Genomic DNA, 18,011 nt, shown 5'->3' on the forward strand with positions numbered 1-18,011 from the left:
ACTGATCATGCCGCTCCCGGCTGCGGGGGGCCGGTGCGCTGTCGCCTGCCCGATCCCGACCCGCCGAGGAACCGACCGATGACCGCACGCTCACGCCTCTCCGGCCGACCGGCCATGCTGCTCGCGGCGCTGGCGGCGGTGCTGGTCGCCGCAACCGCCGTGATCGCCGCCACCGCGGCGGCCCCCGACCGGGACCGCACCGCCGTCGGCCTGTGGTCCGCGGTGGCCGCCGCGGCCTGGTGCGCCGCGGTCGCCGCGGCCCTCGTCCAACGCCGCCGGGCCCGTCACCTGGCGGCCCAGCTGGCCACCGCCCGGACCAAGGGCGAAGCCGCACTCGCCGCGGTGGTGCGCGCGGAAGCCGCCACCGCCGACGCGATGGCCGAGGCGCAGGCCGCCCGGGCCCGCGCCCAGGCGAGCCACACCGACGCCGAGGCGGCCCGCTCCGAGACCCTGGCCGCCCGCGCGGAGGCCGTGGAGGCGCGCACCGAGGCGGCCGCCGCCCGGGCCGCGGCCGACGACGAACGGGCCGAACTGGCCAAGCTGGCCGAGCACACCATTCCCGAGGTGGTCCGCCGGCTGCGGGCCGGCGCCTCGGTGGAGACCGTCCTGGTGGAGCACCGGCAGACCGCGCACGAGGACCTGCTGGTGCTGCTGGCCCGCGAGGTCGCGCACGGCGAGCGCCAGCGGGCCGCCGCGCTGGCGGTCTGCGCGACCGCCGCCGGCCGGGTCCAGGCACTGGCCACCAGCATGCACGCCGAGCTGCGCGACATGCAGCACCGGCATGACGACACGGTCCTCGGCGATCTGCTGAGCCTCGATCACAGCACCGCCCAGGTGGGACGGATGGCGGACAGCATCGCCGTGCTCACCGGCGCCCGCAGCGGCCGCCGGTGGACCAGGCCGATCCCGGTGGAGAGCGTGCTGCGTGGGGCGCTCGGGCGGATCGGCGCCTACCGGCGGGTGCGGCTGCACTCGGCGAGCACCGCGTCGGTGGCCGGGTTCGCGGCCGAGGGCGTGATGCACGCGCTGGCCGAACTGATGGACAACGGCGCCAACTTCTCCGCTCCGCCGACCGAAGTGCACGTCTACGTCGAGGAGTTGCACACCGGTCTGGCGATCACCGTCGAGGACGGCGGTCTGGGGCTCTCCGAGGTCTGGCTGCGCCGGGCCGAGCAGGCGGTGTCCGGGGAGCCGCTCGACCTGACCACGCTCTCCGCCGGAACCAGGCTGGGCTTCGCGGTGGTCGGCGCGCTGGCCCGCAAGCACGGCCTGTCGATCTCCTTCCGGCCCTCGTCGCGCGGCGGCACCGGTGTGGTGATGCTGGTGCCGGCGCAGCTGATCAGCCAGCCGGAGCCGGAGGACCAGGAGCCGGACGCCCCTGCGCCGCTCGCCCCCGCGCCGTCGGCCCCCGCACCTCAAGCCCGGCCCGCCCTGCCCGCCGTCCGCCCCGCCCTGCCCGCCGTCCGCCCCGCGATTCCCGCCGCCCGGCCCGCAGCTGACGCCACCTCGGACGGAACCAGCGCCCCCGAGGCCGACGTCGTTGAGAGCGTGCCCGCGCCGCCGGCCGGCGGCAACGACCTGCCCAAGCGCCGACGCGGCCAGACCCTGGCCGCATCGGCCACCCCGGCGCCCGCAGCCCCCGCGGTGCGGCGCCGGCCGCCGAACGCCGCCCGCCTCGGTGCCTTCCGGCAGGCCGTGCAGGGCGCCCGAACCGCTGTGCCCCTGCCCGACCCCGCGCCACCCGCCGACTTCTCGAAGGACGACCCCCGATGAGCAGCACCACCGACCGCGACCTCGACTGGCTGTTGGAGAACCTGCTGGCCAACACGCCCGACTCCCGGCACGCCCTGGTGCTCTCCGCCGACGGCCTGAAGCTCTGCCACAGCACCGGCCTGACCGAGGACCAGGCCGACCAGCTGGCCGCCATCGCCTCCGGGATCCAGAGCCTGGCGCACGGCGCCTCGATCGAGTTCGGCGACGGCACCGGTGGGGTGCGCCAGTCGATGACCGAGTTCCACGGCGGCATCCTGTGCATCGTGGAGGCGGGCCAGGGCGCGCACCTGGCCGTGGTCACCGAGGACAGCGCCGACGTCGGCCTGGTCGGCCACAACATGCACGCCCTGATCGAGCAGATCGGCGAGTTCCTGAGCGCGCCGCCGCGCGAGGACGCCACCGCCGGGGAGGCATGACCGGCCGTCGGCGGCTCGGGCCCGACGACGGCCCGGACCGCCTCTACACGGTGACCGGCGGCCGCAGCCGTCCGGCCACCGACGCGTTCGACGTGGTGACGCTGATCGTCGCGGAGAGCGCGCCGGTGGCCGGGATGCAGTCCGAGCACGCGCGGATCCTGCGGCTGGCCGAGCACCCGATCGCGGTGGTGGAGCTCTCCGCCGAGCTGGGGCTGCCGGTCAGCGTGATCAAGATCCTGCTCGGCGACCTGCTGGAGGCCGGCCGGATCACCGCCCGCCACCCCCGGTTCGCCCCGCGGACCAACCGGTTGCCCGACGTCGACACGCTGAAGCAGGTGCTGCATGGACTCCAACGGCTCTGACACTTTCGGTGTCGCCGGCACCGCCGTCGTCGAAGCCGCTCGCCCCGCCCGTACGCCGCTGCGCAGCACCGCCGACAACGCCTGGAAGATCGTCGTGGTCGGCGGCTTCGGTGCCGGCAAGACCACCCTGGTCGGCTCGGTCAGCGAGATCCGTCCGCTCACCACCGAAGAGGTGATGACCAAGGCCGGCGTGGGGATCGACGACCCGTCGGCGGTGGCGGACAAGCGGTCCACCACGGTCGCATTCGACTTCGGCCGGATCACCCTCTCCGCCGAGAGCGTGCTCTACCTGTTCGGCGCGCCCGGGCAGGAGCGGTTCTGGTTCCTCTGGGACCGGCTGTTCTCCGGCGCGCTCGGCGCGGTGGTGCTGGTCGACCCGCGGCGGCTGGAGGACTCCTTCTACGCCATCGACCGGCTGGAGCACCACGGGATGCCGTTCGTGGTGGCCCGCAACAACTTCGAGCCGCCCCAGCACACCCTGGAGCAGGTCCGCGAGGCGCTCGACCTGTCGCCCGAAGTGCCGCTGCTCGACTGCGACGCCCGCGAGAAGGAGTCCGGCAAGCAGGTGCTGATCACCCTGGTCCGCCACCTGACCGAGCTGGCCGAGGCCCGGTACGGGCCGGCCGACGCTGATGTGGAGGACCTCTCGTGACCGAACCGGCGACCACCCCGCCCCCCGGCTGCCCGGCGCACCGCGGCGCCGCGCCGCTGTACGGGCCGCGCTTCCAGACCGACCCCGGTCAGGTGTACCGCGAACTGCGGGCCGCACACGGGCCGGTGGCCCCGGTCGAGCTGGCCGGCGGGGTACCGGCCTGGCTGGTGATCGGCTATCGCGAGCTGCAGTTGGTGACCAGCCAGCCCAAGATCTTCGGCCGTGACTCCAGGCGCTGGAACGCCTGGCCCTCGATCCCCGAGGACTGGCCGCTGCGGCCGATGATGGCCGCGGTGCCGTCGGTCCTCTACACCGAGGGCAGCGAGCACCAGCGCCGCTCGGCGGCGATCACCGAGGCCCTGGCCGCGGTCGACCCGTACGAGCTGAAGACCTACTGCGAGCGGGTCGCCGACCGGCTGATCGACGACTTCGCGGGCCGCGGCGAGGCCGACCTGGTCGCCGAGTACGCGCACCGGATGCCGCTGCTGGTGCTCTGCTGGATGCTCGGCCTGGACCCGTCCCAGGTGCCGGTGCTGATCCAGGGGCTGCTGGACATGCTGGACGGCGGGGCCAACGCCCAGCAGGGGGCGCAGCGCCTCATCGCCCTGATGACGGAGCTGGTGGAGGCCAAGCGGGCCCGGCCGGGCGCCGACGTCACCTCGCGGCTGCTGGTGCACCCGGCCGGGCTGACCGACGACGAGGTGATCCGAGACCTGCGGGTGCTGCTGATCGCCGGCCACCAGCCGACCGCCTACTGGATCGCCAACGCACTGCGGCTGATGCTGACCGACGAGCGGTTCGCGGCCTCGCTCTCGGGCGGACGGCGCAGCGTCGGCCAGGCGCTCACCGAGGCACTCTGGGAGGACACCCCGACCCAGAACTTCGCGGGCCGGTGGGCGATCCGCGACACCCAGCTGGGCGGGCAGAAGATCGCTGAGGGCGACATGCTGCTGCTCGGCTTCGCCGGGGCCAACGCGGACCCGGCGGTGCGGTCGCCCGACGGCTCGGCGCCGGAGGGCAACCACGCGCACCTGAGCTTCTCGCACGGTGAGCACCGCTGCCCGTTCCCCGCGCAGGAGGCCGCCGAGGTGATCGCCGCCACCGCCATCGAGGTGCTGCTCGACCGGCTGCCCGACCTTGGGCTGGCCGTGGCCGAACACGCCCTGGTCTGGCGGCCCTCGGCCTGGGTGCGGGCGCTGGTGGCACTGCCCGTGAGCTTCACCCCGGCCGCTAACACAGGAGGAGGGGCTTTCCGTTGACTCAAGCGGTCATAGCACTGGACCCGTTCGCGCGGGACAGTGCCGGCGAGGGCGCGCTGCTGCGGGCGGCCGGGCCGGTGGCGCGGGTGCTGCTGCCCGGCGGGGTGCCGGCCTGGGCGGTCACCCAGCACGCGGCGGCCCGGGCGCTGCTGACGGACCACCGGCTGGTCAAGGACGCCGAGCACTGGGCCGCCCTGCAGCGCGGCGAGGTGCCGCGCGACTGGCCGCTGATCGGCCTTGCGGTGCCCGGGCCGAGCATGGTCACCACCGACGGGGAGGAGCACCGGCGGCTGCGCGCCCTGGTGGCGCAGGCGTTCACGCCGCGCCGGGTGGAGCTGCTGCGCCCTCAAATTGAGCTGCTCACAGGGCAGTTGCTGGACAAGCTGGCGGCGGGTGAGCCGGTGGTGGACCTGAAGAACGCCTTCGCGTTCCCGCTGCCGATGTCGGTGATCGGCTCGCTGCTCGGGCTCGACCCGGCCGACCACGGGTATCTGCGCGGCCTGTACGAGGTGTTCCTGAGCAGCGTGCCCGACCCGGCCGGCATCCAGGCCACCATCGCGGCGCTCAACGCCTTCGTCAACGACGTGGTGCGGCAGCGCCGGGCGGCGCCCCGCGACGATCTGGCGAGCGCGCTGCTCGCGGCCGACCTGGAGGGCAGTGCGCTCACCGACGAGGAGGCGGCGGCCACCATCCGGGTGATCATCGCGGCCGGGCACGAGACCACGGTCAACCTGATCACCAACGCGGTGCGGGCCCTGCTCGGCCACCCCGACCAGCTGGCGCTGGTCCGCACCGGGGAGGTGGGCTGGGACGCGGTGGTCGAGGAGTCGCTCCGGTGGACGCCGCCGACCAGCAACTTCCTGTTCCGGTTCGCCGCCGAGCCGATCGAGGTGGGGGACGGTGTGGTGGTGCCGGCCGGCGACCCGGTGATGATCTCCTACAACGCGATCGGCCGGGATCCGCTGCAGCACGGGGTGACCGCCGAGCTGTTCGACATCACGCGCAGCCCGAACCGGCACCTGTCGTTCGGCCACGGTCCGCATGTCTGCCCCGGCTCGCCGCTGGCCCGGCTGGAGGCGCAGGTGGCGCTGCCCGCGCTCTTCGAGCGGTTCCCCGGGCTGGCGCCGGCGGTGCCGGACGGCGAACTGCGGCCGGCTGCCTCGATGGTGGTGAACAGCCTTCGGGAGCTGCCGGTCCGGCTGTTCTGACTGCCGGCTGTTCCGGCCGTCGGCTGTTTTGACCGCCAGCCGTTCTGGCCGTCCTGCTTCGCCGGCGGGTTTCGAGCCGTTCTGCTTCGCCGGTGGCTCCGGCAGGTCTGATGTTTCGTCAGTCTGCTGGTGGGACAGGATGCCCGGCGCGCGAAGTCGATCATTCGTCGACTCCGCGCGCCGGCGTCGTCCTGTCGTTCTGCTGTTCTGTCATTTGACTCGAGCCGGGCCGGCGTCGTTTTGGGCTCCGGCCTGGGCGGGCAAGCAACCATGGTCCGATCCCTTGGTGCGATCCCTTGGCGCCGGATGATCAATACGTTACCGTCGTCGGATCAGTTGCCGAGGACCCAGCGCCAACTACCCGTCACCGTCGACTCGTTCAGCGCCGCGCTCGCACGTGATCCTCGTGCGTCCCGTTCGTCGGCTCGTGCTCTTCGTGCGTGCCGTTCGTCCGCTCGTGCTCTTCGTTCGTCCCGTTCGTCCGCTCGTCGTCCGTTCCAGGCCGCAGGAGAACGCAGTGAACAGCATCGTGAGTGTCCGGCTTCGTAGGAATCTGATCATCGCCCCCGCGGTACTCGGCCTGGCCCTGGTGTCGGCCTGCTCCAACAGCTCGGGCGGCGGAGGCGGCGGCGGTCCCACCACGCTCGCCGGGGACTGTGCCAAGTTCCAGCCCTACGCGGGGCATTCGGGCACCAAGGTGACGATGTTCGCGTCGATCACCAGTCCGGAGTCGGACTCGCTGGAGAAGTCCTGGACGGACTTCAGCAAGTGCACCGGGATCCAGATCTCCTACGAGGGCTCCAACGACTTCGAGTCCCAGTTGCCAGTGCGGGTCGACGGCGGCAACGCGCCCGACCTGGCGGTCATCCCGCAGCCCGGCCTGCTGGCGCAGATGGTCAAGACCGGCAAGGTGGTCAAGCCGTCGGCCCGCACCGAGGCCAATGAGAACCAGTGGAGCCCGATCTGGAAGACCTACGGCTCCGTCAACGGGACCTTCTACGCGGCTCCGATGAGCGCCAACATGAAGTCCCTGGTCTGGTACTCGCCCAAGGCCTTCAAGCAGGCCGGCTATGACGTTCCGAAGACCTGGGCCGATCTGATGGCGCTCAGCGACAAGATGGCCAAGGCCGGCACCAACGGAAGCAAGCCGTGGTGCGGCGGCATCAGTTCGGGCACTGCGACCGGCTGGCCGGCCACCGACTGGCTGGAGGAGGTGGTGCTCGGCGGCCAGGGCGGCGACGTCTACGACCAGTGGGTCAGCCACAAGATCAAGTTCAGCGACCCGCAGATCCAGCAGTCCATGCAGACCGTGGCGAACTGGATGCAGAACCCGGCCTGGGTCAACGGGGGCATCGGCGACGTGAAGTCGATCGCCACCACCACCTTCCAGGACGCCGGCACCCCGGTCCTCACCGGCAAGTGCTGGATGCTGCAGCAGGCTTCGTTCTACGAGGCGCAGTGGCCCAAGACCACCAAGGTCGGGCCGGACGGCGACGTCTTCGCCTTCCAACTGCCCGCGGTGAACCCGGCGACCGCCAACCCGGTCGAGGGCGGCGGCGAGTTCGTGAGCGCCTTCTCCAACCGGCCCGAGGTGCAGGCCGTTCAGGACTACCTGTCGACCGCGGACTGGGCCGACTCCCGGATCAAGGTCGCGCCCGGTTGGGTCTCGGCCAACCAGAGCGTCGACAAGAGCCTCTACACCGACCCGATCGACCAGCTCTCCGCCAACGCGCTGACCAACCCCGCGTCCACCTTCCGCTTCGACGCCTCGGACATGATGCCGGCCGCGATCGGGTCCGGGCAGGAGTGGAAGTCGCTGACCGCCTGGTTCGCCGAGGGGCAGTCCATCCAGAAGGTGGCCGCCGACATCGACGGCGCCTGGCCGCAGTAGAGCGGTAGGAGAGTCGAATGGTGGTCACGGATGCCCGGGCCGCGCACGGCGGCGTGATGCATGTCGCTGTCGGGCACGGCCCCGGAGGGTATGGCGCCGTCGGGCACGGCGGCGTCGGGTATGGCGGCGTGGTGCATGGCGGTGTCGGGTATGGCGGCGTGGTGCATGGCGGCGTCGGGCTGCGGGCGGTCGAGCTCGCCGGCTCGTGGAACGACGCGATGATCAAGTTCGGTAACACCGCGGGCGCGATCGCCGGCTTCCTCGCCGTGCTGCTGCTGGTGTTCTTCGCCGCCGGGCGGGCCACCGGCCGGTTCGCCCGGCCGCTGGCGGTGCTGATCTTCCTCGGGCCGGCGTTGCTGCTGGTCCTGGTGGGGCTGGTGGTGCCACTGGTCCGGACGATCGTCCTGAGCTTCCACAACGACGACAGCAACCGGTTCGTCGGAGCCGCCAACTACAACTGGGCGCTCGGCAACGACTCGATCCACCAGGTGCTGCTCACCACCCTGCTGTGGTTGCTGATCGTCCCGGTGGCGGCCACCGGACTCGGCCTGGCACTGGCGCTGCTGGTGGACCGGATGCGCGGGCAGTCCATCTACAAGTCGCTGATCTTCATGCCGATGGCGATCTCGCTGGTCGGGGCCAGCATCATCTGGAAGTTCGTCTATGACTGGCGCGACACCTCACAGTCGCAGATCGGCCTGCTCAGCCAACTGGCCATCTGGCTCGGCTGGCGGCACCCGCCGAACTGGATCCTCTCCCAACCGCTCAACACCTTCCTGCTGATGGTGGTGATGGTCTGGGTGCAGACCGGGTTCGCCATGGTGGTGCTCTCCGCCGCGATCAAGGCGATACCGGACGAGATCACCGAGGCGGCCCGGCTCGACGGGGCCAAGGGCCTGCGGCTCTTCTGGTACGTCACCGTGCCGATGATCCGCACCACGCTGGTGGTGGTGCTCACCACCGTGCTGCTCATCACGCTCAAGGCCTTCGACATCGTCCGCACCATGACCGGCGGCAACTTCGGCACCCAGGTGCTGGCCAACGAGATGTACTCGCAGTCCTTCACCCAGTTCAACGTCGGGCGGGGGAGCGCGCTCGCGGTCCTGCTCTTCATGGCGGTGCTGCCGCTGGTCGCGTACAACATCGTCCAGTTGCGGAAGGAGCGGGCCACCCGATGAGCGGACAGCACGGTAAGTCCGGCAAGGTCGGTGAGTCCGGCAGGTCTGGCAGGTCTGGCAGGTCCGGTGGGTCCGGTGGGTCCGGTGGGTCCGGTGAGTCCGGCACGTCCGGCAAGTTCGCTGAACCGGTTCGGGAGCGCCCGCTGCCCGCCGCCAAGGCGGTGCGCAGATCCTTCAGCAGCCCGCTCGCCTCGCTCTTCGTGGTGGTGATGACGGCGCTGTGGACCATCCCCACCCTGGGGCTGCTGGCCACCTCGCTGCGGCCCAAGCAGGATGTGGCGGACACCGGGTGGTGGACCGTCTTCACCAACCCGCATCTGGGGCTGTCCAACTACCACGCGGTGCTCTTCGAGGGCGGGTTCGGGGTCAGCGGCGGGATGATGCCGTACCTGGTCAACTCGCTGGCGATCAGCATCCCGGCCACCGTCTTTCCGCTGGTGCTGGCCTCGATGGCCGCCTACGCGCTGGCCTGGGTGCGGTTCCGGGGCAGCGACACGCTCTTCTTCGTGATCTTCGCGCTGCAGGTGGTGCCGCTGCAGATGGCGCTGATCCCGCTGCTCCAACTCTTCTCCCACGGCTTCCACCTGGGCGCGGTGACGGTGATCCCGCCGCTCGGCACCGGGAACAGCTACGCCCCGGTCTGGCTCGCGCACACCATGTTCGCGATGCCGCTGGCCACCTTCCTACTGCACAACTTCATCTCCCAGCTGCCGCAGGACCTGATGGAGGCGGCGGTGGTGGACGGCGCCTCGCACTTCAGGATCTTCCGGTCCATCGTGCTGCCGCTCTGCGCGCCGGCGCTGGCCTCGTTCGCGATCTTCCAGTTCCTCTGGGTCTGGAACGACCTGCTGGTGGCCCTGACCTTCGCGGGCGGCACACCCGACGTGGCGCCGATGACGGTGCGCCTGGCCCAGCTCTCCGGTTCCTTCGGCGGGCACTGGGAGCTGCTCACCGCCGGGGCGTTCCTGACGATGATCGTGCCGCTGATCGTCTTCTTCGCGCTGCAGCGCTACTTCGTGCGGGGCCTGCTGGCGGGCTCGGTCAAGGGGTGAGGCCGGCTGCCAACGGCTGAGGTCTGCTTCGGCGGACCGACGGGTCCTGCGGTGGTCGTAAGGTGGAGGGCGCGGGGTTGGGTGCCGGCTCTGCGCCCGCCGACCACCCGCGATACCTGAAAAGGACCCGCCGCCATGCCCTTTGAGCCGCCGACCCACAGCGTGGAGCGCTCGCTGCGCCGGACCGGCGCACGCGTGGTGGTGGGGCTGGACGAGGTCGGGCGCGGGGCCTGGGCCGGGCCGGTGACGGTGGGCGCGGCGGTGACCGGGATGCGTAAGCCGCCGGAGGGCCTGACCGACTCCAAGCTGCTCACCCCGCGCCGGCGGGAGCAACTCGCCCCCGTACTGGCGACATGGGTCACCGCCTCCGCGATCGGGCAGGCTTCGGCGCTGGAGTGCGACGAACTCGGCATGACGGCGGCGCTGCGGCTCGCCGCGGTCCGGGCACTGGAGGCACTGCCGATCGAGCCGGACGCGGTGATCCTCGACGGCAAGCACAACTACCTCGGCGGTCCTTGGCGGGTGCGTACCGTGATCAAGGGCGACCAGAGCTGCGTCTGCGTCGCCGCCGCCTCGGTGCTGGCCAAGGTGCACCGGGACGCGCTGATGGCCGAATTGGCACCGCAGTACCCGGCTTACGGCTTTGAGGACAATGCCGGATATCCCTCACCGGTGCATCGCGCGGCGCTGGAGGAATTCGGGCCGACCGATCTGCACCGGCTCTCCTGGGCCTATCTGGACGCGCTCCCGAAGTGGAGCCATCTGAAGCGGACTCGGGAAGCGGACGGCGACGAACAGCTCACGCTCAGTTTCTGACTGATCATCAAGAGTGGCCGCGACAGCACGTTCCGCTGATCGAGTCGGTGGTTTGATGCCCAATGGGTGGGGCGCCCGTGCGCATCCGACCGGCATTTGATAGATATCCGGGTATGCCTGTCTTCCCCGAGGAGCCGGAGATTCACGAGAGTATCCCGGGCCCCGGCGTTCCCTTCCCCCGCGAGTCGGACGCAGAAGCCCTCAATTTGCCTGCCACCGGTCAGGTGTCCCCTGCCACATCGGCCGCCGATGCCGGACCGACGGCGCAAGCGGCTCATTCCGCCGCCGCCCCGGTTCCCGGACCTCGGCCCGGTCCGCGTCCGGGGCCGCGCCCAGGTCCGCGTTCGGCCCCGCCGCGTCATGCGGTGCCCACGCCCGGTCCGGCGAAGGCCGCGCCGGCGGAGGGTGCGGCCGCAAAGGGCGCGTCAGCGACGGGCGCGGCGGCTGCTCCGATGGCGGCGGCCCGAGTGCGGATCCCCAAGCCGGGCACGCGGCCGGATGCCGCACCCGCCGCCAAGCCCGTGGTCCAGCTGGTTCCCGCAGCGCCGGGAGCGGCGTTGGAGCGCGCCGATGAGACGGTCGACCTGCTGCTGGAGTCGGGCCGCAACCCCGGCGACATCCTGGTGCTGACCGCCGACGAGCCCCACCCGTGGCAGCAGCACGAGCTCTCCTTCGGCGCGGACCGCTACTGGGCCCAGCTGGCCGAGGGCACCGATGTCTTCTACGCCGACCTGGAGTTGACCCGTCCGGCCAGCCGCGACGTGGTGGTTCTGGTGCTGAACGCAGCGGCCGACCCTGGGCGTGCCGTGCTCGCTGTGGAGAAGGCGCGCAACTCGGCGGGCTCGTTGCTCGTGGTCTGCGGTGCGACCGCGCAGCTGAGCGAGACCCCGGAGCTCGCGGGGCAACCGGTTCCGGCCTGACGGGACACCGGATGCCGGGTGTCGGGCGCCGACGAGACGAACTGTCGGAGCCCGACGCCTTGTTCCGCGTTCCGCTGCGAGGCCGTGCGTACTGCACGGCCTCGCCTGCCGAGCGGCCTGTTGCCAGCGCACCGGGCGTCGGGCTTCGCTCGGCGCAGGACTCCGAGCGGGGCCAGCCGCTGGCAGGGGAGAGTCCCCGTCAGGCGCTTGAGAGCTCCTGCCCGGGGTGAGCTGGGTGCCCGGGGTGGGCTGCGTGCTTGGGGTGGCTTTGGCGTCCAGGGTGATCGGCCACGGGGACGCGACGGGGCAGTTCGGAGACGGTGTGCAGCGGACGCTCTGTCCAGGACCCCGCGTGCGGGGTACGCCCAGATCGGCCCTCACCGAAGACGTGCCAGCCAGCCGGCGTCAGCGTGACGTAGGCGCCGCACCGCAGACCATGCAGGGTGGCGGCGTCCCGCAGAGCCCACATCCAGGCGCCGTCCTGCTCGGACCAACCGGCTTGCCCGTCACGGCAGCGAAGCAGTATGGCGGTCCGTCGCGGAGCGGGAAGTCTGAGGTCGTGGTGCGTGATCTGGCGCAGCTGGGTGAGCAGCACGTTCCGGTGCTGCCAGCCGTCCGTCACGTGTGGGCGAGCGCTGGCCGAGGCCGATGCGACCACTCGGTGGTCGCGATCCAGCACGGCTATCACGGTGGTCCCGGGCTGCGGCAGATGGCGCTGATGCAACTCGGTGACCAGGTCACGCGGGGCGCGCAGTAGCGGCACCCCCGCAATGGCCCAGCTCTCCAGACCGATGCTCCGACTCGTGGCGGAGGAAAGCTGACCGCGGTCAAGGCCGTGGATCATGGTCCTCCTTCCCGACCCGCGTACCGCGCGGGCCCGTGGGTACGCCGAACTCAGGTCCCGGGGACCGACTTCTGGGTACGCTGCAATTCTCGCGGCAGATGCAGCAGGCGGCAACGATGAACTGATAAAAGCCGCCCGAAAACCGGTGATTCGCCGGATTTATTCACCAAATGGCACAGACTTCCTCCAGGTACGTCGTCACCACCTGACCCCAGCCGCCTGCGAAATGACTCGAGCCGGCCGAGCTCCGACTGACCCCGAGTCCACCGACCGTTTGGTCCCTGAGCTCCCCGGACCATTGGCCTCCGGGGCCCGCCAGCGCATCTGCCCCCCAGGCACGGCGGACCATCGGACTCGGGGCCACCCACCAGGTCACCCGCCCTTGGGCTTGCCCGACCTCCCCGCACTGGCCACTGCGGGCCGTGTGGCCCGGGGCCCGCCGGGTCACCACACCCCGGGCGCACCCGACTTTCCGCCCCTGGGCGCTGCGGGCCGTGTGGCCCAGAACTCACCAGGTCACCCTGCCTTGGGCTTGCCTCACCTGTAACGGGGCCGTGTGGCCCATGCTCACCGGGGCAGCCCGCCTCGGGTTCGCCCGGATTTCCGCCCCTGGGCGGGTGCGGGCCGTGCGGCCCGGGGGTCACCGGGTACCGCGTCCCGGGCTTGCCCGACTCACCGCCCCTGGGCGCTGCGGGCCCTGCGGCCTGGGCCGTTCACCGCATCACCGGGCCCTGAGTTCACCTGGCCGTTCAGCTCGGGGCGCGGCTGACCCTGCGGCTCTGAGGCACCGGACCGCCGCGTCCCGGGCTTGGCCGGCAGTCGGGCTCTGGGCGCTGCGGGCCGCGCGGCCTGGTGCGCACCGGGTCACCTCGCCCCGGGCTCGCCGGGTACTGACCTCAGGCGCAGCGGACCAACGACCCCTGCCGCGGCTCGCGGAGGCCGTCGGCCCCCGCGAGCCGCTCAACCAGGGACGGCTCAGGCCTGCACCGCCAGGACCAGCGGTAGCACGGCCTGGGCACCGGCTTGGCGGAGCAGTCGGGCAGCGACCGTGACCGTCCAACCGCTGTCGACCAGATCGTCCACGAGCAGTACCGGACCCTGGACTTCGCTCAGCGCGGCGGCCAGTTCCGCCGGGACCACCAGTGCCCCGGAGAGCGATTTCAGTCGCTGAGCACTGTTGCTGCGCGCACCCGTTGGCGGCTCGCCATGCCGGTATTCGACCCGCCCGAGCAGTGGCAGCCGCCCGATCTCCGCGATCCGACCGGCGAGTGACGAGACCAGCTCTGGGTGGGAGGCGGAGGCCATCGCCACCACCCCGACCGGCCGGGCGGTATCCGGGTCGCCACTTGCCCAACCGCCCGGGCTGCGGGCCCAGTCGGCCAACACCGTGACCAGGGCGTCCAGGACGTCGGTGGGGACCGGTACGTCCGGTGCGTGCTCCGCGAGGATGGTTCGAAGCCGACCGCCCCAGCCGATGTCCGATAGACGGCCCAGGGCGCGGCCGGTCTGGGCCTGCTCATCGGCCGGGATCTTCCCCTTGAGCGCGACCCCGAGGGCGTCCATCCCGGTCGGCCAGAGCCGGCGCGGTTCGAAGCTGACTCCCGGGCGTCCCAGCGCCGCCCGGGCTGCCTCCAGCGCTTCGGCGGAGACGGCTGCACTGTGCCGTGGTCCGGCGCAGACATCGCACCGCCCGCACGGCGCGGCGAGTTCGTCGTCCAGTTGCCGACGCAGGAACTCCATCCGGCACAGCTGCCCGGCCGCGTACTCGCGCATCGCCTGTTGCTCGTCGGCCCGGGCTTGGGCGACCTTGGCATACCGGGGGCCGTCGTAGAGCCACGGTTCTCCGGTCGCCAGCCAGCCGCCGCGCACCCGGCGTACCGCACCGTCCACATCCAGGACCTTGAGCATGGTCTCCAGGCGGGCCCGGCGAAGGTCCACCCGGGTCTCCAGCGCGGCCGTCGACAACGGCCGGTCGGCCTGGGCCAGTGCGTCGAGCGTGCGGCGGACCTGCTCCTCAGGGGGGAAGCCGAGAGAGGCGAAGTAGCGCCAGATCGCTTCGTCCTCTCGACCGGGCAGCAGCAGTACCTCTGCTCGGTCGACGCCGCGGCCGGCTCGGCCCACCTGCTGGTAGTAGGCGATCGGGGAGCCGGGGGAGCCGAGGTGGACCACGAAGCCGAGATCGGGTTTGTCGAAACCCATGCCGAGAGCGGAGGTTGCCACTAGGGCCTTGACCCTGTTGGCCAGCAGATCGGCCTCCGCGGTGCGCCGCTCGGCGTCCTCCGTGCGACCCGAGTAGGACGCGACCGGGTAACCGCGGCCCCGCAGGAATTCGGTCACCTCCTCGGCAGCGGCCACCGTGAGGGTGTAGATGATCCCTGAACCCGGCAGCTCGTCGAGGTGGTCGGCGAGCCAGGCCAGTCGGTGTGCTGGGTCGGGTAGCGGGAGAACCGCCAGGCTGAGGCTCTCCCGGTCCAGCGGGCCGCGCAGCACCAGTGCCCGGCCGTCGGTGCCTGTGGTACCGAGTTGCTCGGCGACGTCCTCGGTGACCCGTGCGTTGGCGGTGGCGGTGGTCGCCAGCACGGGGACACCGGGGGAGAGGTCGGCGAGCATGGTGCGCAGTCGACGATAGTCGGGGCGGAAGTCGTGGCCCCAGTCGGAGATGCAGTGCGCTTCATCGACCACCAGCAGGCCGGTGGATGCGGCCAGCTTGGGCAGTACGTGGTCGCGGAAGTCGGGGTTGTTCAGCCGCTCCGGGCTGACCAGCAGAATGTCCACCGCGCCGGCGGACACCTCGGCCTGGATCGTCTCCCACTCTTCGGGGTTGGCCGAGTTGATGGTGCGCGCGTGGATCCCCGCCCGAGCGGCCGACTCGACCTGATTGCGCATCAGGGCGAGCAGCGGGGAGACGATCACCGTCGGGCCGGCGCCGCGGGCACGCAGCAGAGCGGTGGCGATGAAGTAGACAGCGGACTTGCCCCAACCGGTCCGCTGCACCACCAGCGCCCGCCGGTGGTCGACTACCAGCGCCTCAATGGCCAGCCACTGGTCGTCCCGCAGCCGCGCTTTCGGGCCGGCGAGCTCGCGCAGCACCGCCTCGGCGCGCTCCCGGACGGCCGGGCGGTCGACCGTGCCGACAGCGGCGGCGCCTGCGGCCTCGGCAGTGACACCCGGGGTGGTCGCCAGGTCGCCGGAGTGCGGGACTGGGGTGGGGATCGGCTGGTTCATGGCATCTATGTAACCCCGCCCGGCCGACAACCGACGAATGAGGTTTCGATGCTGTGGATAACTCCCGATTAGGGAGGTGCAGTTCACTCGTTCGGCGCAGCCGTGCTGCATTTCGCTGACAGAGTTATCCACAGGTCGGGGGTTATCCACAGGTTTCATGGGTTCTCGCCACCTTGGGTCGGCATGGTCGCACTCTGCCCTCATGACGCACGATGACTCCATCACCCCCGCCGGCCGGCTCGCCGGGTTCCAACTGCTGCAGATGCGCGGCCCGGCCGACATGGCCGCGATGCTCCCCTACCTGCTCGGCTTCTATCCGGATGACAGCCTGGTCGCCGTGGGCCTGCATGGCCCGCAGCTGCAGCAGGGCGGTGCCATCCGGCTCGACATCCCCGAGGACCCGCAGCTCTGGTCCGCCGTCGCGACCGACTTTGCCCGGCTGCTGGTCGAACTTTCGGAGCAGCGCGACCGCCGCCCGGAGGCGGTCCTGCTCTACCTCTGCCGTGATCCCGAGCCGGACAACCCCGCGGTCGTGACCTCGCTGCGTCCGCTGGCCGACCACCTGCTGCGCGCCTTTCGCGAGCTCGACATCCCGGTCAAGGAGTCGCTGTGCATCTCCGGCGGCCGCTGGTGGTCCTTCCTCTGCGCCGATCCGGCCTGCTGCCCGCCCGGCGGCACTCCGGTCTACAGCAGCCAGGAACCCCGGGCCGTGGTCGCCGCCGCCACCTATGCCGGCCTTGCCCCACGCGGCAGTCGCCGGGCCATCGCGGCCGCGCTCGCGCCGATCGGCCTGTCGGAGGCCGAGGTGCAGCGCGCTGCCCTGGCCCACCAGACCGCCCTGGCGTGTGAGCGGTTGACGGTGGAGCCGTTCGGGGCCGCGCGGACGGTCGCTGCCACCGCGGAGCTGCTGGAGCAGGCCATGGCCGAGTGCCGATCCGGCAGTCCCCGGCTCGATCCGGAGCGCAGCGCTCGGCTGATCGTCGGCTTGTTGGACAAGGTCACCCGGGATCGCGCCGCCGAATACGCCGAGCCGGAGGAACTGGCCGCCGCCCAGCGGCTCTGGCGATACTTGGCCCGGCGCTGTGTCGCCCCGTATGCCGAGTACGCCAAGGTCCCGCTGACCCTGTTGGCCTGGACATCCTGGTTGGCCCGGGACACCGCAACGGCCCGCGTGGCCCTCGGTATGGCGCTGGCGCTGGACCCGGACTACACGCTCGCGGTTCTGCTCTACGAATCCCTCAACACCGGCCTGGCCCCGGAGGGCCTGCTCGGTATCGTCCGCGGCGAGCGCGCCCGCCGAGCCGGCGAGGCGGGGGTCGATGGATCCCTATCTGATGATGAATCAGACTCTCCTCCTGGCGGCCCGGTTGATTCGTCGGGTGGGCTCCCGGGTGGTCGGCGAGCAGGTGGGGCTGAAGGGCCTCCCGATTTGCGGGACGCGCAGTCTGTCGACCGAGAGGTCTCGACGGCTGGAGGTGAGCGGGGGCATAAGTCGGCTCCTGGTGCCGGAGGGGCCGCGACCCCGGACATGGCGCCGGCACCTGAATCAAGTAACCAACCGTCCGATGGATCGCGGCAGTTCGGTGCTCGAGGTGCTGCCGCCGCTGGTCGCTCCTTGTCGCACCCCGTCGCCGGTGCCGTGCCGGGTGGGCCAGGCGCAGGCAAGGGTGATCCGAGGAAGCCGCTCATGCCTCCGGGGGCGCTGCCCGAGCAGCGGCGCGGTGGTGACTTGCCGCCGCAATCGGCGGCGACCTCGCGTCGGGGCGACGGACCGCCCCTGGCGGCTCGCCAGGTCGGACCGTCCTGCGCTGCTGGTCACCTTCGCCGCCTTGCGCGCCGCACCGCTCGCCGCACGCCCGGGTGCTCCGGTGGCGGCCGAAAGTGGAAGAAGATGAATGGACATGGCTGAGCGTCAGGTCAGAGCAATCCACTCACAGCCCTCACTCGCGGACGTCCTTCTCGCCCCCGGCCCGCCCTCCACGGCCGACACCGAGGGCGCGCCCGGCGCGGAGCCCACTGCCACAGAGCCCGTGGCTGTCGGGGCCGCTACCGCCACGGCCGCTACGGCAGTCGTGCCCCCTGGGCCGGGCGGTGCCCTCGCCGCCGGCGTGTCCGCCGATGAGACGACCACGCATAAGGCTCACCCCAGGATGGGCTTCCGGGCTCGCGCCAAGCTGACCGCGAGCCCCAGCCGCCCGCCCGAGCCGCCGACAGTCCGCACGTTGCCCGGCCGTTCGCCTGCCTTGCCCCACCCCGCCCGTGCGTTGCCTCACCCTGCCGGTGGGCCGCACCCCGCTGGTTCGTCCCACCCCGCCGGTAGGCCCAGCCGGCCGGCGTCGACAGCCCGACCCCGTCACGGGCGCGTGGTCGTCAGACGCCGGCCGGGGCTCGGAGTGGTCGGCCGAGCCCGACCGC

At 71.8% G+C, this 18,011-nt stretch carries 14 protein-coding genes; 12 read left to right on the forward strand and 2 right to left on the reverse strand.

Going from position 1 to position 18,011, the window contains the following annotated elements; translation table 11 throughout:
- The first annotated feature begins 78 nt into the window (after positions 1 to 78).
- From P3T35_RS25375 to P3T35_RS25425, 11 genes are all read left to right on the forward strand, one after another.
- Positions 79 to 1,773 carry an ATP-binding protein gene (locus tag P3T35_RS25375; RefSeq protein ID WP_280707848.1) on the forward strand — a complete coding sequence of 565 codons (1,695 nt, stop codon included), beginning with the start codon at positions 79 to 81 and terminating at the stop codon, positions 1,771 to 1,773.
- Complete coding sequence (locus P3T35_RS25380) at positions 1,770 to 2,189, forward strand: roadblock/LC7 domain-containing protein (RefSeq protein ID WP_101382426.1); 420 nt, start codon at positions 1,770 to 1,772, stop codon at positions 2,187 to 2,189. Before P3T35_RS25375 ends, P3T35_RS25380 begins: the two co-directional genes overlap by 4 nt.
- Positions 2,186 to 2,551, forward strand: a complete 366-nt coding sequence (locus P3T35_RS25385) for a DUF742 domain-containing protein (RefSeq protein ID WP_101382427.1) — start codon at positions 2,186 to 2,188, stop codon at positions 2,549 to 2,551. The genes P3T35_RS25380 and P3T35_RS25385 overlap by 4 nt, the downstream gene beginning before the upstream one ends.
- Positions 2,532 to 3,203 (forward strand): ATP/GTP-binding protein, encoded by a 672-nt coding sequence (locus P3T35_RS25390; protein WP_101382428.1) that lies wholly within the window; start codon positions 2,532 to 2,534, stop codon positions 3,201 to 3,203. The genes P3T35_RS25385 and P3T35_RS25390 overlap by 20 nt, the downstream gene beginning before the upstream one ends.
- On the forward strand, positions 3,200 to 4,462 hold the full coding sequence (locus P3T35_RS25395) for a cytochrome P450 (protein WP_101382429.1): 1,263 nt from the start codon (positions 3,200 to 3,202) through the stop codon (positions 4,460 to 4,462). Before P3T35_RS25390 ends, P3T35_RS25395 begins: the two co-directional genes overlap by 4 nt.
- On the forward strand, positions 4,459 to 5,670 hold the full coding sequence (locus P3T35_RS25400) for a cytochrome P450 (RefSeq protein ID WP_101382430.1): 1,212 nt from the start codon (positions 4,459 to 4,461) through the stop codon (positions 5,668 to 5,670). The genes P3T35_RS25395 and P3T35_RS25400 overlap by 4 nt, the downstream gene beginning before the upstream one ends.
- A 517-nt stretch (positions 5,671 to 6,187) precedes the next feature.
- Entirely contained in the window at positions 6,188 to 7,561 is a 1,374-nt protein-coding gene (locus P3T35_RS25405; RefSeq protein WP_180356591.1) for an ABC transporter substrate-binding protein, read from the forward strand.
- Between the two features lie 17 nt (positions 7,562 to 7,578).
- Entirely contained in the window at positions 7,579 to 8,739 is a 1,161-nt protein-coding gene (locus tag P3T35_RS25410; protein ID WP_280707849.1) for a sugar ABC transporter permease, read from the forward strand.
- A gap of 161 nt (positions 8,740 to 8,900) precedes the next feature.
- Positions 8,901 to 9,791, forward strand: a complete 891-nt coding sequence (locus P3T35_RS25415) for a carbohydrate ABC transporter permease (RefSeq protein WP_280707850.1) — start codon at positions 8,901 to 8,903, stop codon at positions 9,789 to 9,791.
- A gap of 135 nt (positions 9,792 to 9,926) precedes the next feature.
- Positions 9,927 to 10,607, forward strand: a complete 681-nt coding sequence (locus P3T35_RS25420; RefSeq protein WP_101382432.1) for a ribonuclease HII — start codon at positions 9,927 to 9,929, stop codon at positions 10,605 to 10,607.
- A gap of 452 nt (positions 10,608 to 11,059) precedes the next feature.
- A complete protein-coding gene (locus P3T35_RS25425) occupies positions 11,060 to 11,527 on the forward strand; it encodes a hypothetical protein (protein WP_280707851.1) in 468 nt (155 codons plus the stop codon).
- Positions 11,528 to 11,726: 199 nt separating this feature from the next.
- Here P3T35_RS25425 and P3T35_RS25430 read toward each other — a convergent pair whose 3' ends face one another.
- Together P3T35_RS25430 and P3T35_RS25435 are read right to left on the reverse strand one after the other, a co-directional pair.
- A complete protein-coding gene (locus P3T35_RS25430) occupies positions 11,727 to 12,371 on the reverse strand; it encodes a hypothetical protein (protein WP_280707852.1) in 645 nt (214 codons plus the stop codon).
- A gap of 975 nt (positions 12,372 to 13,346) precedes the next feature.
- Positions 13,347 to 15,596 carry a DEAD/DEAH box helicase gene (locus P3T35_RS25435; RefSeq protein ID WP_101382434.1) on the reverse strand — a complete coding sequence of 750 codons (2,250 nt, stop codon included), beginning with the start codon at positions 15,594 to 15,596 and terminating at the stop codon, positions 13,347 to 13,349.
- Between the two features lie 202 nt (positions 15,597 to 15,798).
- Here P3T35_RS25435 and P3T35_RS25440 point away from each other — a divergent pair, with 202 nt between their 5' ends.
- On the forward strand, positions 15,799 to 17,505 hold the full coding sequence (locus P3T35_RS25440) for a DUF4192 domain-containing protein (RefSeq protein ID WP_180356592.1): 1,707 nt from the start codon (positions 15,799 to 15,801) through the stop codon (positions 17,503 to 17,505).
- Positions 17,506 to 18,011 lie beyond the last annotated feature (506 nt).

It is taken from the genome of Kitasatospora sp. GP30 (assembly GCF_029892145.1).
In the GTDB taxonomy this organism is placed as follows: domain Bacteria; phylum Actinomycetota; class Actinomycetes; order Streptomycetales; family Streptomycetaceae; genus Kitasatospora; species Kitasatospora acidiphila.

Coding starts and splice junctions, on each gene's coding strand:
- P3T35_RS25425 (WP_280707851.1), top strand. CDS start 11,060: ATGGCGGCGGCCCGAGTGCGGATCCCCAAGCCGGGCACGCGGCCGGAT.
- P3T35_RS25385 (WP_101382427.1), top strand. CDS start 2,186: ATGACCGGCCGTCGGCGGCTCGGGCCCGACGACGGCCCGGACCGCCTC.
- P3T35_RS25420 (WP_101382432.1), top strand. CDS start 9,927: ATGCCCTTTGAGCCGCCGACCCACAGCGTGGAGCGCTCGCTGCGCCGG.
- P3T35_RS25380 (WP_101382426.1), top strand. CDS start 1,770: ATGAGCAGCACCACCGACCGCGACCTCGACTGGCTGTTGGAGAACCTG.
- P3T35_RS25430 (WP_280707852.1), bottom strand. CDS start 12,371: ATGATCCACGGCCTTGACCGCGGTCAGCTTTCCTCCGCCACGAGTCGG.
- P3T35_RS25390 (WP_101382428.1), top strand. CDS start 2,532: ATGGACTCCAACGGCTCTGACACTTTCGGTGTCGCCGGCACCGCCGTC.
- P3T35_RS25435 (WP_101382434.1), bottom strand. CDS start 15,596: ATGAACCAGCCGATCCCCACCCCAGTCCCGCACTCCGGCGACCTGGCG.
- P3T35_RS25410 (WP_280707849.1), top strand. CDS start 7,579: ATGGTGGTCACGGATGCCCGGGCCGCGCACGGCGGCGTGATGCATGTC.
- P3T35_RS25440 (WP_180356592.1), top strand. CDS start 15,799: ATGACGCACGATGACTCCATCACCCCCGCCGGCCGGCTCGCCGGGTTC.
- P3T35_RS25375 (WP_280707848.1), top strand. CDS start 79: ATGACCGCACGCTCACGCCTCTCCGGCCGACCGGCCATGCTGCTCGCG.